General features: G+C 63.9%; 14 protein-coding genes. 4 read left to right on the forward strand and 10 right to left on the reverse strand.

The window, feature by feature from the left end; translation table 11 throughout:
• Nucleotides 1–3: 3 nt before the first annotated feature.
• The 10 genes from WAS25_RS13680 to WAS25_RS13725 are packed head-to-tail and all read right to left on the reverse strand — an operon-like array spanning nucleotide 4 to nucleotide 9,521.
• The gene (locus WAS25_RS13680; protein ID WP_422313034.1) at nucleotides 4–1,341 is read right to left on the reverse strand and encodes a 4Fe-4S dicluster domain-containing protein; all 1,338 of its coding nucleotides are present in this window, start codon (nucleotides 1,339–1,341) and stop codon (nucleotides 4–6) included.
• Complete coding sequence (locus WAS25_RS13685) at nucleotides 1,342–3,276, reverse strand: FAD-dependent oxidoreductase (protein ID WP_422313036.1); 1,935 nt, start codon at nucleotides 3,274–3,276, stop codon at nucleotides 1,342–1,344.
• Between the two features lie 4 nt (nucleotides 3,277–3,280).
• Nucleotides 3,281–3,589, reverse strand: coding sequence for a hypothetical protein (locus tag WAS25_RS13690; protein ID WP_422313038.1), 309 nt, complete (start codon nucleotides 3,587–3,589; stop codon nucleotides 3,281–3,283).
• The gene (locus tag WAS25_RS13695; RefSeq protein ID WP_422313040.1) at nucleotides 3,586–3,768 is read right to left on the reverse strand and encodes a hypothetical protein; all 183 of its coding nucleotides are present in this window, start codon (nucleotides 3,766–3,768) and stop codon (nucleotides 3,586–3,588) included. The genes WAS25_RS13690 and WAS25_RS13695 overlap by 4 nt, the downstream gene beginning before the upstream one ends.
• A 3-nt stretch (nucleotides 3,769–3,771) precedes the next feature.
• Complete coding sequence (locus WAS25_RS13700; protein ID WP_422313042.1) at nucleotides 3,772–4,341, reverse strand: cbb3-type cytochrome c oxidase subunit II; 570 nt, start codon at nucleotides 4,339–4,341, stop codon at nucleotides 3,772–3,774.
• Between the two features lie 21 nt (nucleotides 4,342–4,362).
• Nucleotides 4,363–5,757, reverse strand: coding sequence for a cbb3-type cytochrome c oxidase subunit I (locus WAS25_RS13705; RefSeq protein ID WP_422313044.1), 1,395 nt, complete (start codon nucleotides 5,755–5,757; stop codon nucleotides 4,363–4,365).
• Nucleotides 5,738–7,552 carry a c-type cytochrome gene (locus WAS25_RS13710; RefSeq protein WP_422313046.1) on the reverse strand — a complete coding sequence of 605 codons (1,815 nt, stop codon included), beginning with the start codon at nucleotides 7,550–7,552 and terminating at the stop codon, nucleotides 5,738–5,740. The genes WAS25_RS13705 and WAS25_RS13710 overlap by 20 nt, the downstream gene beginning before the upstream one ends.
• 10 nt (nucleotides 7,553–7,562) lie before the next feature.
• A complete protein-coding gene (locus WAS25_RS13715; protein WP_422313048.1) occupies nucleotides 7,563–8,855 on the reverse strand; it encodes a cytochrome b N-terminal domain-containing protein in 1,293 nt (430 codons plus the stop codon).
• A complete protein-coding gene (locus tag WAS25_RS13720) occupies nucleotides 8,852–9,277 on the reverse strand; it encodes a ubiquinol-cytochrome c reductase iron-sulfur subunit (protein ID WP_422313050.1) in 426 nt (141 codons plus the stop codon). Before WAS25_RS13720 ends, WAS25_RS13715 begins: the two co-directional genes overlap by 4 nt.
• 40 nt (nucleotides 9,278–9,317) lie before the next feature.
• Entirely contained in the window at nucleotides 9,318–9,521 is a 204-nt protein-coding gene (locus WAS25_RS13725; protein WP_422313052.1) for a hypothetical protein, read from the reverse strand.
• Between the two features lie 476 nt (nucleotides 9,522–9,997).
• Between WAS25_RS13725 and WAS25_RS13730 the strand changes: the two genes are divergently transcribed.
• The 4 genes from WAS25_RS13730 (at nucleotide 9,998) to WAS25_RS13745 (ending at nucleotide 17,041) form a co-directional block, all read left to right on the forward strand.
• Nucleotides 9,998–12,013, forward strand: a complete 2,016-nt coding sequence (locus tag WAS25_RS13730) for an FAD-dependent oxidoreductase (RefSeq protein ID WP_422313054.1) — start codon at nucleotides 9,998–10,000, stop codon at nucleotides 12,011–12,013.
• Between the two features lie 43 nt (nucleotides 12,014–12,056).
• Nucleotides 12,057–13,241 carry a winged helix-turn-helix domain-containing protein gene (locus WAS25_RS13735; protein ID WP_422313056.1) on the forward strand — a complete coding sequence of 395 codons (1,185 nt, stop codon included), beginning with the start codon at nucleotides 12,057–12,059 and terminating at the stop codon, nucleotides 13,239–13,241.
• 19 nt (nucleotides 13,242–13,260) lie between these two features.
• Nucleotides 13,261–14,103, forward strand: coding sequence for a MurR/RpiR family transcriptional regulator (locus WAS25_RS13740; protein ID WP_422313058.1), 843 nt, complete (start codon nucleotides 13,261–13,263; stop codon nucleotides 14,101–14,103).
• 148 nt (nucleotides 14,104–14,251) lie between these two features.
• Nucleotides 14,252–17,041: a TonB-dependent receptor gene (locus WAS25_RS13745; RefSeq protein ID WP_422313060.1), complete on the forward strand. Its 2,790-nt coding sequence runs from the start codon at nucleotides 14,252–14,254 to the stop codon at nucleotides 17,039–17,041.
• The last annotated feature ends 27 nt before the right edge of the window (nucleotides 17,042–17,068 follow it).

Consider the following 17,068-nt stretch of genomic DNA (forward strand, 5'->3'; position numbering starts at 1 on the left):
GGATCACTTCCTCTTGAGCGGCGTGATGAAGGTCAGTTCCTCGGCGTCGGCCTTCCGGGCAGCATCGGCCTGGGCGAGGATGCGGATGTGGTGGACATCCTGCCCATCCTGCACGAAAGGCGCGCGAAGTTCCACCGTCCGCTCGAAGGTCTCCCCCGGCTGCAGCAGCACTGGATTGGCCGGCAGGGCGAGTTCCGCGCCGGCGAGTCCCTCCACCCAGAGGCGGACCTGGGTGGCCTTGCCGGTCCGGTTGGCGAGCTTGAGGCGGATCAGGTTCGCGATGCGGCCGTCGTCGAGCACCTTGAACATGGTGGAGCGATCCGGGTTGATCTCCACCAGCACAGGCCGGCGCAGGGACAGGGCCATGGCAAGGCCGCCCAGGTAGAAGGTCATGATGAGGAGGATCACCACCCGCTTGGCATCCCGGAAGCCCCAGCGCTTGTACCAGGGCTCCAGAGCCGCCACCGCCTTGGGGGTCTCGCCCCAGGCGTAGTGGATCAGTCCGGGCTTGCCGACCTTGCGGAGGATGTCCTCGCAGGCGTCGATGCAGTCGCCACAGTGGACGCACTCGATCTGGTAGGGCGACTCGCGGATGTCGATGCCCATCTCGCAGACCCGCACACACTTCTTGCATTCGATGCAGTCCTTGGCCTCGCCCACGCCATCTTGGTAGCTCACCAGCAGCGTGTGCTTGTCCTGGAGCATCCCCTGGATGTAGCCATAGGGGCAGACCGTGGTGCAGAACTTCTGCCGCACCAAGGTGAAGTCCAGGAAGGTGATCACGGTGACCGTGGCGCCGGTGATACCGCCCACCGTCACGAGGTCGAAGTGGAAGAGGCGGCCCAGCAGGTCCCTCGGTTCCACGAAATAGGAGGTGAACACGAAGGACAGGAAGACCGATGCCACCAGGAGGATTGAATAGAAGAGAGCCTTGGCGGCCAGGCCCTTCGTCTGCGGGCTGAGGGTCTTCACCTTCTGGAAGATGCGCTTGGACCAGGCTTCCACCCCCTGGCTCCACTCGCTGAAGATCATCTGGGGGCAGGCATAGCTGCAGTAGATGCGACCGTGGATGATGGCCGAGGCGGCGATCACGAACATCAGCAGCATCATCGCAAAGAAGATGATGGCGAACTCGCTGATCCACAACTCGAAGCCCGCGAAGTAGAACCGCTGCCGGGGGATGTCGAAGCGCATCAGGTTCGTGAAAGGCGCCGCCACGAAGGCCAGGAAGAAGGCCAGGTGGAACCGCTTCCGGATGGGCCGGTACACGGTTTCCTGGGGCGGCAAAGGCGGTAGCCGCTCGATTTTCGGCTTGGGGGCAGCCTCGGTCTGTATGCTCATTCAGTTATTATACAGGATCTTTGGATTGGGCGACGGAATCGACACGCATTCCGTGCTGTGGTCGAAGCGCTTCATCAGGATGGCATGGGTCGGGCAGCGCGAGGCGCACATGGCGCAACGGATGCAGGTGCTCTCATCCTTCAGCATGACGCCGCCCAGCTCGTCCTTGTCTTGGGAAGCCAGGGCCTGGTACTCCGCCAGGCTGATCTCCGCTCCCGCCGCCACCAGGCGCTCGTGGGCGTCGTAGTCGGAAAGAGTGCTGATCCCCACCAGCTTGATGAGGTCTTCGGGACACACGTCCACGCAGCCGTTGCAGGCAATGCAGTGGTCCGTCTCGAAGATGGTGTTGACGTTGCAGCGCAGGCAGCGCGAGCCCTGGCGGCGGGCCATCTCCTCGGGGAAGCTCAGTTCCACGATTTCCACCGAGGTGGCGCGGATCTCGCTCTCCAGCACCGGCGCGTTGCAGCGCTCCTCGCGGTGCCAGCCCTCGGCCATGGTGTAGGCGGCAGGCAACCAGCGCTTGCGCACTACCACGTCGGTGCGCGTGCCCCGCAGAAAGTCATGCATGGAGCGCGCGGCGGTGTGCGCCGAGGCGATGGCGTCGATGAAGAGCCTGGCGCCGTGGGCCACGTCGCCGCAGGCGAAGATGTCCGGGGCCGTGGTCTGGTAGGTGGCGGGATCCACCTTCACTAGGCCGCGGTTGGTCTCCACGCCGTCCTCGGGCTTCAGGAAGCTCAGGTCGGAAGTCTGGCCGATGGCGAAGACCACGGAATCCGCGTGAATGTCAGTGAGGTCGGCCTCATCGAAGGTGGGATTGAAGCGGCGCTCCCCGTCGAAGACCGAGAGGCACCTCACCACCCGCAGGCCCTTGCACTTGCCGTTCTCGACGATGATCTCCTTGGGGCCCACCCGGTTGTGGAGGTGGATGCCCTCCTCCTCGCCTTCGTGGATCTCCACCTTGTCGGCGGGCATCTCCTCGAGGGACTCGAGGCAGACCACGTGGATCTCCTTGTCGCCGCTCATGCGCAGGGCGGAGCGCGCCACGTCGTAGGCCACCTTCTCGCCATGCCCCATCTCCTGGAGGGCGTCCTCCTGGTTGAGGGCCTCGAAGGGACGCAGGGCGGAGCGCGCCACGTCGTAGGCCACGTTGCCGCCGCCCACCACCACCACGCGCCGGCCCAGGGGCAGCGGCTTGCCTTCGTTGAAGGCCTTGAGGAACTCCATGCCGTCGTAGACGCCCTCGGCCTCGCCGCCGGGCAGCGAGAGTTTGCGGCCGTTGGGCAGGCCCACGCCCAGGAAGATGGCCTTGTAGCCCTGGGCCCGCAGGTCCGCGATGCTGAAGTCCCGGCCCAGCTTCATGTTGCATTTCAGGTCAACGCCCAGGGACACGATGGCATTGATCTCGTGGCGCACCAGCTCGCGGGGGAGCCGGAACACCGGCACGCCAGCGGTGAGCATGCCGCCGGGTTCGGCATTGGCCTCGAAGACGGTGACCTTGTAGCCGATCTGGACCAGGTCGTGGGCCACGGTCATGCCGGCGACGCCGCCGCCGATGACCGCCACCTTCTCGTAGTCGCCCCGGTTGGGGGGCAGCATCTTCTGGTTGGCGCCGTTCCGGTAGGCGGCGTAGTCGCCGGTCTCGGGACCGAACTTGTCCGTGACAAACCGCTTGAGGGCACGGATCGCCACGGGCTCGTCCAGGGAACCACGACGGCAGTTGGCTTCACAGGGCGCGCCGCAGACCCGTCCGCAGATGGACGCGAAGGGGTTGGTGGCGCGGGCGATCGCATACGCCTGCTCGTATCGCCCCTCGGCGATGGCCGTCACGTACCCGCACGCGTCCGTATGCACGGGACAGGCGTGCTGGCACTTGACCATCTCGACCCAATACTGCGAGTCGTCGGGAACCCTGAACTGCCAGCTGGCGTTATCCACAGCTTTAATCCTCGTGGGGCTTGCGGAAGGCGAAGATCGCGACGGTGACCACGTAGACCAAGGCCAGCAAGGCCACGGTGTAGCTGAGCACCGGGCTCGTCTTGGACACCAGGTTGAACTGCTGGACGAGGGATCCGCGCGTGGCGTGGTTCACATCGCCGTACATCTGCACCACCAGGTAGGCGGTGCACCCAAGACCGATAATCGGGATGACCAGCTTGAGAAAGCCAGGCGCATCGGTGCCCTTGCGCTCTGTCATCCAGCCATCGGCGTATTCCTTCAGTTCTTCACTGCCTTTCTTTTCGTCAGTCATGGCGTGCTCCTGGGGGTCTCGTCCTCATCGAACATCTGAAACTTGGCTTCTTCGCCCTTCTCACCCCAATACCCGTCCCGCCGCGACTTGAAGAAGAAAAAAACGGCCAGGAAGAACATCAAGGCGAAGAACAGGTAGGCGAAATACACGCTCGGGTAGGTGTAGTCCGTGGGGGCCATGACCTACTTCTCGTAGTCGTTGGCCGGACGCCAGTCCTTGCCGCGGCCCAGGCTCTGGAGGTAGGCCACCATGGCCTTGAACTCCTCGGGGTTGTTCACGATCCAGGGGTAGGGCGGCATGATGGAGCCCTTCACGAGGTCCCGGGGATTCCGGAAGTGGGTGCGGTGCCACTGCTCGTCGTATTTGCCGCCGATGCGGGCGAGGTCTGGACCCGTTCGCTTGGTGCCGAACATGTGGGGATCGTCGTAGACGAACTCGTCCGGAGTCGAGATGGGGGCATCCACGCCACGCCAGCCGTAGCGCTTGGTGTCGGCGAGCAAGGTGCGGACCTGCTGGGTGTGGCAATACCAGCAGCCTTCGCGGACGTAGATGTCGCGGCCCTTCTTCTGCAGGTCCGTGAGGGGAAGCACCTTGCCGGTCATGCCCTTGGCAGGGTCCTGGTTCGCGAAGGGCTTGGCCCAGCTGGTGTCCACGAGGGGCGGAACCACGGTGGTGAGGATGCCGCCGATGAAGAACAGCACGAGGGAGATTCCGATGGCCCAAAGGGCGTTGTTGTCAGCTTTTTTGAACATGGTCGCTCTCCTTTCCGCGGCCTAAACGGCCGCCTCCTGCTGGTCGCCAAGGGCGGTGGCCAAGATGTTGTAGGCGAACATCACGATGCCGATGAACATCAGGATTCCCGACACGAACCGGACGATCCAGATGGGCTTCAGGGCGATGACGGTGTCGATGAAGGGGATGCTCCAGTTGTTCCACTGCCAGCCCTGCCAGAAGCCGCCCAGCCAGAGGGTGGTGAAGAAGCCCAGGCCGCCGATCATCAGCATCCAGTAGCTCCAGTTGGCCAGGGACTGCGAGTGAAGGGGCTTGCCCCAGAGCTTGGGCACGGTGAAGTAGGTGCCGGCGATGGCGAAGAAGCTGAAGCAGCCCAGCACTGCCATGTGCGCGTGGCCGGGGATCCAGTCGGTCTTGGAGACGATGGCATTCACCGTGCGCAGGCTGTGCATGGGGCCCTGGAAGCAGGTGAGCAGGTAGAAGACCACGCCGGACATGAGGAACTTGAGGGGCACGCTCTCACGGAGCTGGTGCCACTGGCCCTTCATGGTGGCGAAGAGGTTGTAGACCACGGCCCACACGGGGATGAGCAGCATCAGCGAGAAGGCGATGGCGATGGTCTGCAGCCACTGGGAGATGGGCCCGTGGATCATGTGGTGGGCACCGGTCCAGACGTAGACAAATGCCAGGGACCAGAACCCGACCATGGACAGCTTGTGGCTGTGCAGAGGCGTGTTCGAGGCACGGGGGATGAAGTAGTAGGCGATGGCCAGTCCGATGGGCGTGAAGATGAGGCCCACGGCGTTGTGGACGTACATCCAGTTGAGGTTCGCCTGGTTGGTGCCCGTGGTGAACAGGGTCGCGAAGTTGCCGGTCAGGTAGACGAAGGCGGTCCAGAGGATGCAGCCCATGGTGTACCAGATGGTCACGTACATGGCCTGGTGCTTCCTGGAGGCCACGGTCATGAGCACGTTCAGGCCGAACATGATCCAGGCCACCACCACGAGGATGTCGAGATACCAGGGCAGCTCTGCGTATTCCCAGCCCTGGTTCTTCCCGGCGAGAAGCGTGACCACAGCGCCGAGGATGATGACGTTCCAGAGGATGGCCGTGGCCAGGCCCAGCTTCTCGCTCCAGAGCTTCACGCCGCAGAGGCGGGGAATGACGTAATAGGCCAGGCCCATATCGGCGGCCAGCAGCCAGCCGAAGAGCATGCCGTTCACATGCAGGGGCCGCAGCCGCCCGTAGGTCAGCCAGGACATGGTGCCCATCAGGTCGGGCCACACGAACTTGGCAGCGATGATGACGGCGATGATGCCCACGATGAAGAAGTAGGCCACCGAGCTCACCAGGAACCACTTGGCGGTCGAGTCGTCGTGGACGAGGGCCCCTTCGGGCTTCGTCGCCACTTCGGCCTTACTGAATTGCGGCTGCATGCTGGCCTCCCTTCGGCTTCTGGTTGATGCTTCGGATGAAATTGACGAGGTCGCCCACGTCGTTGTTCGTCAGGCCGTAGTCGATCCAGGGGGGCATGGCTGTTCCCTGGACACCGTACTGGATGGACTCGAAGAGGCGCCGGTCATCGACGCTATCCACAAAGAAGGCGTTCCGGAGGTTGCGCGGCTTGGGCAGGATGTCCAGGGAGTTGGGCCCCTTGCCATCGCCCTTCTTGCCGTGGCAGCCAGCACAGCGCTCCACGAAGATGCCTTCGCCACGCGCCACGGATTCCTTGCTCATGGCCACGGGGTTCTTCTCCGGGACGGCACGCACCTTGAGTTCCCGACGGGGCTCCTTGGTGAAGGTGGTCTGGATGTGGCCCAGCACCGCCTTGGCCTGTTCCTCGTTGAGGAGCTTGCCCCAGGCCGGCATGGAGGTGCCAGCCACGCCGTTTCGGATGGAGGCCACCAGACGGGCCTCGGGCTTCGAGTTCATGAAGCCGGCCTTGGTGAGGTCGCGGGGATAGGGATCCAGGTGCTCGGCGATGGGGCCTACGCCGTCACCCTTCTCGCCGTGACAGCGGAGGCAGAGGGCCTTGTAGACCGCCTCCCCGTTGCCAGTGGGCGTGGTGCCCTTGAGGGTGAGGAGGTAGGCCGTCATGGCCTTGAACTCATCATCAGTGAACCGGAAGGCCGGCATGATCGAGTCGGGCATGGTGGACTTCGGGTTCTTGAAATGCTCGTAGATCCAGGGGCCATCCTTCAGTAGACCCTCGAAGCTCAGGTCGGGGGCGATTCCGCCATCCCGGTCGCCCAGCTTGTGGCACGCGGTGCAGGCGCGGTCGAGCACCAGCTTCTCGCCCTGCTTCACCATCTCGGCCGGGTTGATCTGCACGGGCTTGATGGTGGCCTGGACCAGTTCGGCGCCGCCCGTGAGCTTCACCTTGAAGCGCTGAATCTCGGTCTCGGCGAAGTTGCGTCCCTTCCGGCTCTTGAGGAAGACCACCAGGGCCTTGATGTCCTCTTCCTTCAGGTTGAACTTCGGCATGATCGAGGTGGCCAGGATGAACTTGGGATCGGCGATGCGGCCCCAGAGGTAGTCGAGCTTCCACTTCTTGCCCACATCGGAGAGGTCGGGGCCGATGGTGCCGTCCGAAAGCCCTTCGATGCGGTGGCAGCCGTAGCAGTTGGAGCTGAAGAACAGCTCGCGGCCCTTGGCGACCAGCGGGGTTCCGGGGAAGGCGATCTCCGTGTGGCACTGGGCGCAGTTGGCCTGCATGTATTCCTTGCCCTTGAGCTTGGGCGCGAAGTCCTTCCGCCAGTGTTCCTGGGTGGTGTAGCCCAGCAGGGGATCGGGCCAGTACTCGTCCCTGCCGTGACTGTATTCCGGATCCAGGCCCCGGCCCTGGCCGTCGTGGCAGACCGTGCAGCCGAACTCGGAGAACTTGTGACGCCGCTCCCACTTCCCGTTCTTCTGGGTGTCGCCCATGACGGGGGAATAGGGATGGGCCTTCAGGGGCTCGGCATAGGTGGCGAAGCGGGGATCGTCGGAGGCGATGTGGCAGGTGGTGCAGCGGTCCACCCGGGTCTCCCCGAAGTTGCTCACCACGATCTGCTCGATGCGCGGCTTACGGGCAGCCAGGGCGTTGCGCTCCACGTCGGTCTTGGCCAGCACGCGGGCCTGGTCGAAGTAGGCGTGCTGGTTCCGCTCCCACTGGTGGAAGAACTGGTTGTAGAAGACCACCCCGTGGATCACGAGGATGAAGAAGGTGCCGATGGCGAGTGCCAGTCTCATGTCGCGCTCCTCACCAGGGGGTCACGAAGGCCCAGTTGGCCCCGCGGAAGAAGGTCCCGATGATCACGAAGATGATGTTCGCCACCACGAAGGTGATGAAGATCGTGTTCGCCAGCAGCCGGTCCCGGGAGAACCACTTGCCCACGCCCTTGGGGCCGCGGTCGAGGTATGGCGTTCCCAGCAGCAGCAGCACGAAGATGCCGGGCACGCCGATGCCGCCCCAGAAGGCCGAGTAGCTGACCATCTCCTGCAGGCCGAGGAAGTACCAGGGCGCCTTGGCGGGATTGGGCGGATGCAGGGCATTGACGGGCTCCTCCAGCGGCGCGTTGAAGAGCAGCGAGAGGACGAGGATCGCGGACAGGGTGACCACGAAGGTGAAGAGCTCGGCCAGGAAGAGATTCGGCCAGGAGAAGACGGTGTTGTCCGGGATCTGCCCGACCTTGGTCAGGGGTCCGCGCACCAGGCCCTGGAACCCGTAAAGCTTCTTGGGTTCCGGCACCGAGCCCTTGGGAGTCACGGCGTTCTCCATGGCCTCCAGGGAGACCTTGGGATCGGCGTCCTCGGGGCGGGAGAGGCCACCGTCCTTGCGGATGCGCCAGAAGTGGATGGCGATCATCAGGGTGAGGATGGCCGGCAGCACAGCCACGTGCAGCACGTAGAAGCGCAGCAGGGCCTCCTGGCCCACGCTGGTGCCGCCCATGAGCAGGAACTGGATGTCCTTGCCGATGATGGGAGCGTAGCCGGCGATGGCCGTGCCCACGGTGATGGCCCAGAAGGCCAGCTGATCCCAGGGCAGCAGGTAGCCCGTGAAGCTCATGAAGAGGGTGAGCAGGAAGAGGATGACGCCCACCACCCAGTTGAACTCGCGGGGCTTCTTGTACGAGCCCGTGAGGAAGACGCGGCAGAGGTGCAGGAAGACGATGGCGACCATGCCGTGGGCGGACCAGCGGTGCATGTTGCGGAGGAGGGTGCCGAAGGCCACCGAACCGCGCAGGTCCAGCATCCGGTCGTAGGCCTGCTGGGTGGAGGGCACGTAGTAGAACATCAGCAGGATGCCCGACACGGTCAGGATCAAGAACAGGAAGAAGGAGATCAGGCCGAGGCCGAACGTGTAGGTGGGCCGCAGCGAGTTCTTGTGCACCTTCACGGGATGGATGTGCAGGAAGAAGTTCGTGAAGCTGGTGGCCGACCGCTCCAGGTCGTTGGACGGGAGCGGGTTGCGGAAGATGGAACTCCAGACGTTTTTCGGGAGATCCATCAGCGTGGTGAGGAAGGTGGCTTTGGGCGGAGTTGGGCGGCTCATAGGGTCAGGTAGCTCCCAGGTGCGATTTCAATGTCCTTGTCCACTTCGATCTCGCCATTGGGCGCGAGGGTGATCTGGAACCAGGGCAGCGGGCGCGGCGCGGGGCCCCCGGTCACATTGCCATCCTGGTCGAAGCGGGATCCGTGGCAGGGGCAGGCGAACCCCGTGTCGGCAGCCCCCACCGTGCACCCGAGGTGCGTGCAGGTGATGGAGATGGCGGCCAGCTTCGACCCCTCGCGGACGATGCAGATGCCGCGGGGCGCCAGGATCGCGCGGGTGCCCGAAGGGAAGTCCTCGGGCTTGCCCACGCTGAAGCGCTGGGGCTGGCCGTAGGTGGCCCGGGGCTTGATGAACACGAAGTTCGACACGGCGCTGAGCCCTGCGGAACCGAAGAGGCCCGCGCCGGTCAGCCACCCGAGCATCCTCCGCCGGGAGGTCTTCCCGCCATCGGAATCCTCCCCGCTACTTCGCTTTAGATTGACTGCCATCAGCCTTCTCCTGAGAGGGGTTCACGGGTGGGGTGTCCTGCCGATCCGACCAGAAGACCTGGTACTTCGCGTCCTCGATGTTCTTCATCCAGTCCCGCTTGACGGCGTAGATGAATAGGAACGCTGCCCCCGAGCCCATCGCCAGGCTGGCTGCGATCGAGATCCACGTCAGTTCCAAGGAATGGCCTTTCGAAAACGGAGCAGGTGCGGCCGTAGGGAGAGGATCGAGTTTGGCGCCGGAAATGGAGCCTTGAGGATCAAGTGGTCGCGTTTCAATGATCCCGATTTATCAGCAGGATCCATGTGACAAGGGACACAAAATTTAACTGCCATATAAATCAATAATTAAAATTTTTGATACATCCCCAGACGCCCACATTCCTCCTTTTAAAATAAACATTTGAAAATCATAAATTAAATCAAATATCATTTAAGATAATCAGTTAAGGGAATAATTGCGATGACACATTCAACAATGAGATAAAAAATGATCATTTATTAATTACTGTCTAGACATTTTTTGTATTTGATATTTTCATTGATTATATAAACCAATATAATCAACAGATTTGAATTCCGATTCTAGGTTCACCTGTCCTGGCTCCGGGTAGGCAGGGCTCGGTCCTACACTGGCCTGACCCTCCCGGAGCCTCCGTGTCCTACCCCCACCTGCTGGCCCCTCTCGACCTTGGCTTCACCCGCCTTAACAACCGGGTGCTCATGGGTTCCATGCACACGAATCTCGAAGAGGCCAAAGGGGGCTTTGCCAAGCTGGCGGCCTTCTACGCCGAGCGCGCCCGGGGCGGAGTCGGGCTCATCGTGACCGGCGGCATCGCGCCCAACCTGCGGGGCCGCCTGACCCCCTTCGGCTCCCAGCTCTCCTGGCCTTGGCAGGTCGCCAAGCACCGAAAGGTGACTTCGGCCGTCCACCACGCAGGGGGGAAGATCGCCCTGCAGATCCTCCACGGCGGCCGCTACAGCTACCATCCCCTCAGCGTGGGCCCCTCCGCGGTCAAGAGCCCCATCACGCCCTTCAAGCCGCGGGAGCTTAGCGCCCGGGCGGTGAATGCCACGATCCGGGACTACGCCCGCTGCGCGGTCCTGGCCCAGCGGGCCGGCTACGACGGCGTCGAGATCATGGGCAGCGAGGGCTACCTCATCAACCAGTTCATCGCCGCCCGGACCAACCGCCGCACGGACGCCTGGGGGGGGAGCTACGAGAACCGCATGCGTTTCCCGGTGGAGATCGTGAAGGCAGTGCGGGCAGCGGTCGGGCCAGAGTTCATCATCATCTTCCGCCTCTCCATGCTGGACCTGGTGCCGGACGGCAGCACCTGGGAGGAGGTGGTGCAGCTGGCCAAGGCCCTGGAGGCAGCTGGCGCGACCATCCTCAACACCGGCATCGGCTGGCACGAGGCCCGGGTGCCCACCATCGGCGCTATGGTGCCCCGGGGCGCCTACGCCTGGGTGACCAAGAGGCTGAAGGGCGAGGTGGGCATCCCTCTCATCACCACCAACCGCATCAACACACCAGAAGTGGCCGAGGAGCTCCTTGCCGGGGGCTGTGCGGACATGGTGAGCATGGCGCGGCCCCTGCTGGCGGATCCCGAGTTCGTGAAGAAGGCCGCCGAGGGCCGGTCCGATGACATCAACACCTGCATCGCCTGCAACCAGGCCTGCCTCGACCACGTCTTCCAGCAGAAGCGCGCCACCTGCCTCGTCAATCCGAGGGCCTGCTTCGAGACCGAGCTGGTCTTCGAGCCCGTCATCGCGCCCAAGCGCCTCGCCGTGGTGGGGGGCGGCGCCGCGGGACTGAGCTTCGCCTGCCATGCCGCCGAGCGCGGCCACCTGGTTAGCCTCTTCGAGGCCGCTCCCGAGCTGGGGGGCCAGCTCAACCTCGCCAAGCGGGTGCCGGGCAAGGAGGAGTTCTTCGAGACCCTCCGCTATTTCGGGCGGCGCCTGGCCACGGCCGGGGTGACACTGCACCTGGGCGAGCGGGCCACCCCCGAAGCACTGGCCCCCTTCGACGAGGTCATCCTCGCCACCGGCGTTCAGTCCCGCACCCCGGACATCCCGGGCGTGGACCATCCCAGAGTCATCAGCTACCCGGACCTGCTCTCAGGTCGGAAAGTGGCTGGGGCGACCGTCGCCATCATCGGGGCCGGGGGCATCGGCTTCGATGTGGCTGAGTTCCTGGTGCAGGCCAACCATGCACCCGACGTGGAGCGCTACCTGGCCGACTGGGGCGTGGACGCAGCCCAAGCTCAGCGTGGGGGCCTGCTGCCCGCACCCCGCCCCTCAGAACCCGCGCGGAAGGTGTTTCTGCTCCAGCGCAGGACCGATCGCATGGGCGCGGACCTGGGCAAGACCACGGGCTGGATCCACCGCGCCACCCTCAAGGCCATGAAGGTGAAGATGCAGGGCGGCATCCACTATGAGCGCATCGACGACGAGGGGCTCTGGATCCGCGACGGCAAGGATGCCGGAGCGAAGTGCCTGGCCGTGGACAGCATCATCCTGTGCGCGGGCCAGGTCTCCGAACGCAGCCTCCTGGTCCCCCTGCAGACGGCGGGCAAGCCCGTCCACCTCATCGGCGGTGCCGACCTGGCCGCGGAACTCGATGCCCAGCGCGCCATCCGGCAGGGGGCCGAACTGGCGGCGAAGATCTGAGAGGCCTCGACCCACAGATTTCATTTAGGACTAAGTTTCGATGATGCCTCTCATTCCCACCGCCTCTGCCAAGCGCCTATTCCTCGGTGCCCAGGGGCTACTGGCCGACCCCGGGAAGCGTGTGACCACCGTCGCGCTGCAGGCCCTCGTCGAGCGTCTGGGCTTCGTGCAGGTGGACACCATCAACGTGCTGGCCAGGGCCCACGACCTCACCCTGTTCAGCCGCCTGGATGGCTACCGGCCCGAGCAGCTGCGGAAGCTGCTGGAGGACAAGCGGACGCTGTTTGAAGCCTTCACCCATGACGCCTCCGCCATTCCCACGGCCTGGTTCCCCCACTGGCAGCCCCGGTTCCGGCGCGACCAGGCGCGCATGCAGGCCCACGCCTGGTGGCAGTACCACTTCCGCGGCACCGACGGCGCACAGGTGGTCGCTGACGTGAAGGCCCGCATCACCCGGGAGGGTGCCCTCAAGTCCTCGCACTTCGAGCATCCCGAGAAGCGCGGCCCCTGGTGGGGCTGGAAGCCGCAGAAGGCCGCCCTGGATTTTCTCTGGCGCAGCGGAGAGCTGATGATCCCTCGCCGGGAGGGCTTCCAGAAGGTCTACGACCTCACGGAGCGCGTGTTGCCGGAACACCACGCCCTGCCCTGCCCCGGGCCCGCCGAGCACCTGGCCTGGGCCTGCGACACCGCGGCTGAGCGCCTCTGGGTGTTCACGCCGAAGGAGCTGGCCGACTTCTGGAACAGCATCGAGCCCGTGGAGGCCAAGGCCTGGTGCGCGGTCGCCGAGAAGGAAGGCCGCATCGTGGCCGTGCAGGTCGAGTCCGCGGATGGCGAGGTCCGCCCCGCCTTTGCCTTGGCGGACTGGGAGGCTCGGCTGGCCGGACTTCCCGAGCCCCCGACACGCACCCGCCTGCTCTGCCCCTTCGACCCGATCCTCCGGGACCGGGCCCGCGCCCAGCGCCGCTTCGGCTTCGACTACCGCTTCGAGGCCTTCGTGCCGGAACCCAAGCGGCAGTACGGCTACTTCGTCATGCCCATCCTGGAGGGTGCCCGCCTCGTGGGGCGGCTCGATCCCAAGCTCCACCGCGACCGGGGCCTCCTCGAGATCAGGGGCCTGTGGTGGGAACCTGGCATCCGGGTCACGAAAGCCCGCCGGCGCGGGCTGGACGAGGCTCTGGAGCGCATGGCGGCCTTCGTCGGAGCCGAGCAGATCCAGGCCTCTTTTTGACCGCGCTATCCTTGGTTCCATGTCTGCGACGAAGAATCCCCTGCTGAACCGGCTGCACAGTGCGCAGGGGTTATCCCCCAGCCAGAGGCAGATCGCCGACTGCCTCATCGCCAACATGAACGAGGCCCCCCTCTGGGGCGTCGAGGAGCTGGCCCGGAAGTCCCAGACCTGCGTGGCCACTGTGGTGAGGTTCGCCAAGAAGCTGGAGTATTCCGGATACCTGGAGATGCGGAAGGCCCTGGTCACCGCCGCCAAGAAGCACTACGGCCGGGGCGAGCAGCTCCTGCAGGCGCCCGTGCGGGCCTCGGCCACGCTCCTCGAGGTGGCCCGTCGGGACATCCGGAACCTCGAGACCCTGGTCCAGAACGTCAACGAGGACCTCCTCAAGAAGGTGGTGCAGCTCATAAAATCTAGCCGCATGCGCCTGGCCATCGGGGATGGCGTGTCGGCGCTGATGACCCGGCAGCTGGCCTACCTTCTCATCAACACGGGACTGCCCGTGATCGAAGGGAATCCGGCCGACTTCGCCACCCAGGTGGGCATGCTGGATTCCAAGGACTTGGTGATCGCCATCGCCATTACCCCCTACACCCAGGAGACCCTGGATGCCGCCGCCTACGCCCGCAAGCGGGGCATCCCGGTGCTGGCCTTCACGGACACCCTGAACTCCCCGCTGGCCAAGTCCGCCAACCTGACCCTGCCCATCCCCGGCGAGAACCTGCTCTTCTCCCACAGCGTGACCACCTTCGGCGTGCTGGTCCACGCCATCGCCACCGCCATTGCCAGCCAGGACCCCCAGCTGGCCCTCAAGAAACTGCGAGAGGTGGAGCGGGTGGCCCTGCCGAAATTCGCCAAGTCCTGAGAGCGTCTCTCAAGACCGGCAACCGCCTCTGCAGCATTGGCAGCAGGTGCGCGCACTTCCGGGACAGGTGAAAAAAAACTTGACTCACCTCCAGCCAAAGCATTACTTTTTGGTCACCAATCCCCATCTTTCAACCTTCGGAGGCGTGATGGCTAGAAACCCTGGCTTTTCCAGATTCAGTGCGCTCGTGCTGGCGCTCGTGGCGTGCCCCGCTGCGCTCCTGGCGCAGAGCACCACCACTGCCGGACTCTCCGGCACAGTCCGGGATCCCGGGGGTAGGCCCTTGGCCGAGGCCAAGATCAGCGTCACTTCGGACAGTTTGATCGGGGGAGCCCGGGTCACGCTCAGTGGTCCGCAGGGGGCCTTCCGCCTCTCGGCGCTCCCCCCAGGCAACTACGTGGTCACCATCGAGGCCAAGGGCTATTCCACCCTGAAACAAAACGTCCAACTCAGCCTGGGTTCCACATCCAACCTGCCCATCCAGATGCAGTCTCAGGCCTCAGCAGTGGTGGAAGTCATCGAACGCGCCAGCACCGTGGAGCCCACGCCCGCCGGGCTCGGTAAGGCCTACTCGCTCGATGAGCTCGAGAACCTGCCTTACAAGCGCGACCTGACCTCCATCGCAGACCTCACACCCGGCGTGAACGGCGGGGTCGCCTGGGGCGGTGACCGGCGCAATGCCAATGCCTACATGCTGGACGGCATGAACGTGGGCGATCCCGGCCTGGGCACGCCCTGGATCTATGCGAATCCCGAGTGGTTCCAGGAAGTCCAGGTAGGCGGCATCGGTGCGCCGGCTGAGTATGGGGGCTTCACGGGTGGCTTCATCAACGCCATCATCAAGCGGGGTGGAAACAAGACTGAGGGCGTCTTCAACGCCTATTACAGCACCTCCGACTGGCAGGCCAAGACCAGCAATCGCGCCCCCGGCATTGACCGGACCGTACAGAAGGCCTACAGCTCCGACCTGTCGCTGAGCATCGGCGGTCCCATCATCAAGGACAAGCTGTGGTACTTCGTGTCAGCCGAAAACATTATCGATCAGCAGACGCCCATCGGCGCACCGGTGCCCGTAGAGCTCACCAACCCACGATACCTCCTGAAGTTCACCTGGCAGGTCACCCAGAACGGAACCCTGGAAGCCTTTGCCGAATACGACAAGGTGGGACGCGAGCACCGCGGCATCGACAACGAGACCTCTATCGAAGCTTCCCGCAAGCAGGTTGCGCCGAACCACGCCTACGGCTTGACCTGGACCCAGATGCTCGGCTCTTCCGCCGTGTTGACGCTTCGTGCCACGGGCTTCGGCGGGCGGGATGACTACAAGTCCTATACGGGTGAGACGCCTTCGGTCTACATCGACAATGGTTATAACCCGAACGATCCAGCTAGTACGAGCGGATTGATTTATACCTTCAACAACGCCTACACGCTGGAGAGCAACTATAAGTCCCGAGCCAGCCTCTCTGCGGCCCTGGACCTCTTCAAGTCGGGCCTCTTCAGCGCTTCAGATTCTCACGCCTTCCGCCTGGGCATCGAGCGTGAGCAGTCTGGGGACGAGGAGGAGTCGCGGTTCCCGAGTGGCATTAGCTACAACGGGTACCGTAGGTCCTCTGGCTTACTCGAAACCTGGTACGTCCAGCAAGGTGGTGGCTACGACATTCGCGCCAGGATGGACCGCACGGCCGCCTTCGTCCAGGACACCTGGACAGTTAACAACCGCCTGACCCTGCGCCCCGGCCTCCGCTTCGAGCAGTTCAAGGGCCGGCCTTACGGCACTTCCTCCTCGGTGTGGAACACGACCACTCTCGCCCCGCGCCTCGGTGCGACCTTTGCCCTTACCTCAGACCAGAAGAGCCTGCTCAAGGCCAGCTGGGGCCGGTACTACGATGGGTTGACCGTGGCCTTCTTCGATCGCGCCATTCCCGGTGCCTACAAGGTCGAGACACGCCACGATTGGGGTTATGACCCGGACACGGGTGATTACGCCCTCTTCAACTTGAACAATCCGCAGGCTGTAGCCTTTGATCCGGTGCCTTACACCTCCATCAATGACGTCAGTACCCTTGATCCGAATGTGAAGCATCCGTACATCGACGAGGCGACCCTCTCCTACGAGCAGAAGGTCGGGGACCTCTGGTCATTCACCTTCACGGCCGTCCACCGGAAGTCCAAGGACCTGCTCGTCCGCACCAATCGCGCCCTCCAGGAGGACACGGACCCGGCCTATGCGCTGAATGCCTACAACCTCCTGACTGGTCAGCTCATGCACCTCTTCAATGCGCTGAATGACAACCAGGATTACTACATCTCCAACAGCTCAGCCGCCAAGCGGGCCTACCAAGCCCTAAGCTTCAGTGCCGATCGCCGCTTCGCGAACCACTGGACCATGTTTGCCAGCTACACGCGTGCCCTGCGGCACGGCAACCTGAACCGCTCGAATGGATACGATGACGCCTTTGTGAACCCCAACTCCCAGATCAACTTCGATGGCCGCCTGCCGGGCTACAACGACGATGAGTTCAAGGCGCGGTTCTCCTACGAGACCCCCTGGAAGATGCGCCTTAGCGCCAACTTCACCTACCTGGCTGGCGAGCGCTGGACCCCCACGATTTCAAGTTTTGGGGACAACAACGGCAACCGCTGGAACATCCTCGCCCAGCCGCGCGGTTCCGAGAAATACCCGGCCCGGCGCCTGCTGGATCTCCGAGTAAGCCAGATGATTGTGAAGAACAAGAGTCTCAGTGCCGAGGCTTTCCTGGATGTATTCAACGCCTTGAACTCTGGCTCGGCCCTCAGCTGGACTACACGCGTGAATGAGTACCGAATTGATGATCCGGCCGATCCTGATGCCAACACGGTCAACACCGACTACAAGCGGCCCACCTCTGCGGAAACGCCGCGCAACCTGCGGCTGGGCGTGAGGATCACCTTCTAACCCGACCACACATGGACTTCCCCACGG

The sequence above is a fragment of the Geothrix sp. genome (assembly GCF_049292215.1).
Taxonomy (GTDB): domain Bacteria; phylum Acidobacteriota; class Holophagae; order Holophagales; family Holophagaceae; genus Geothrix.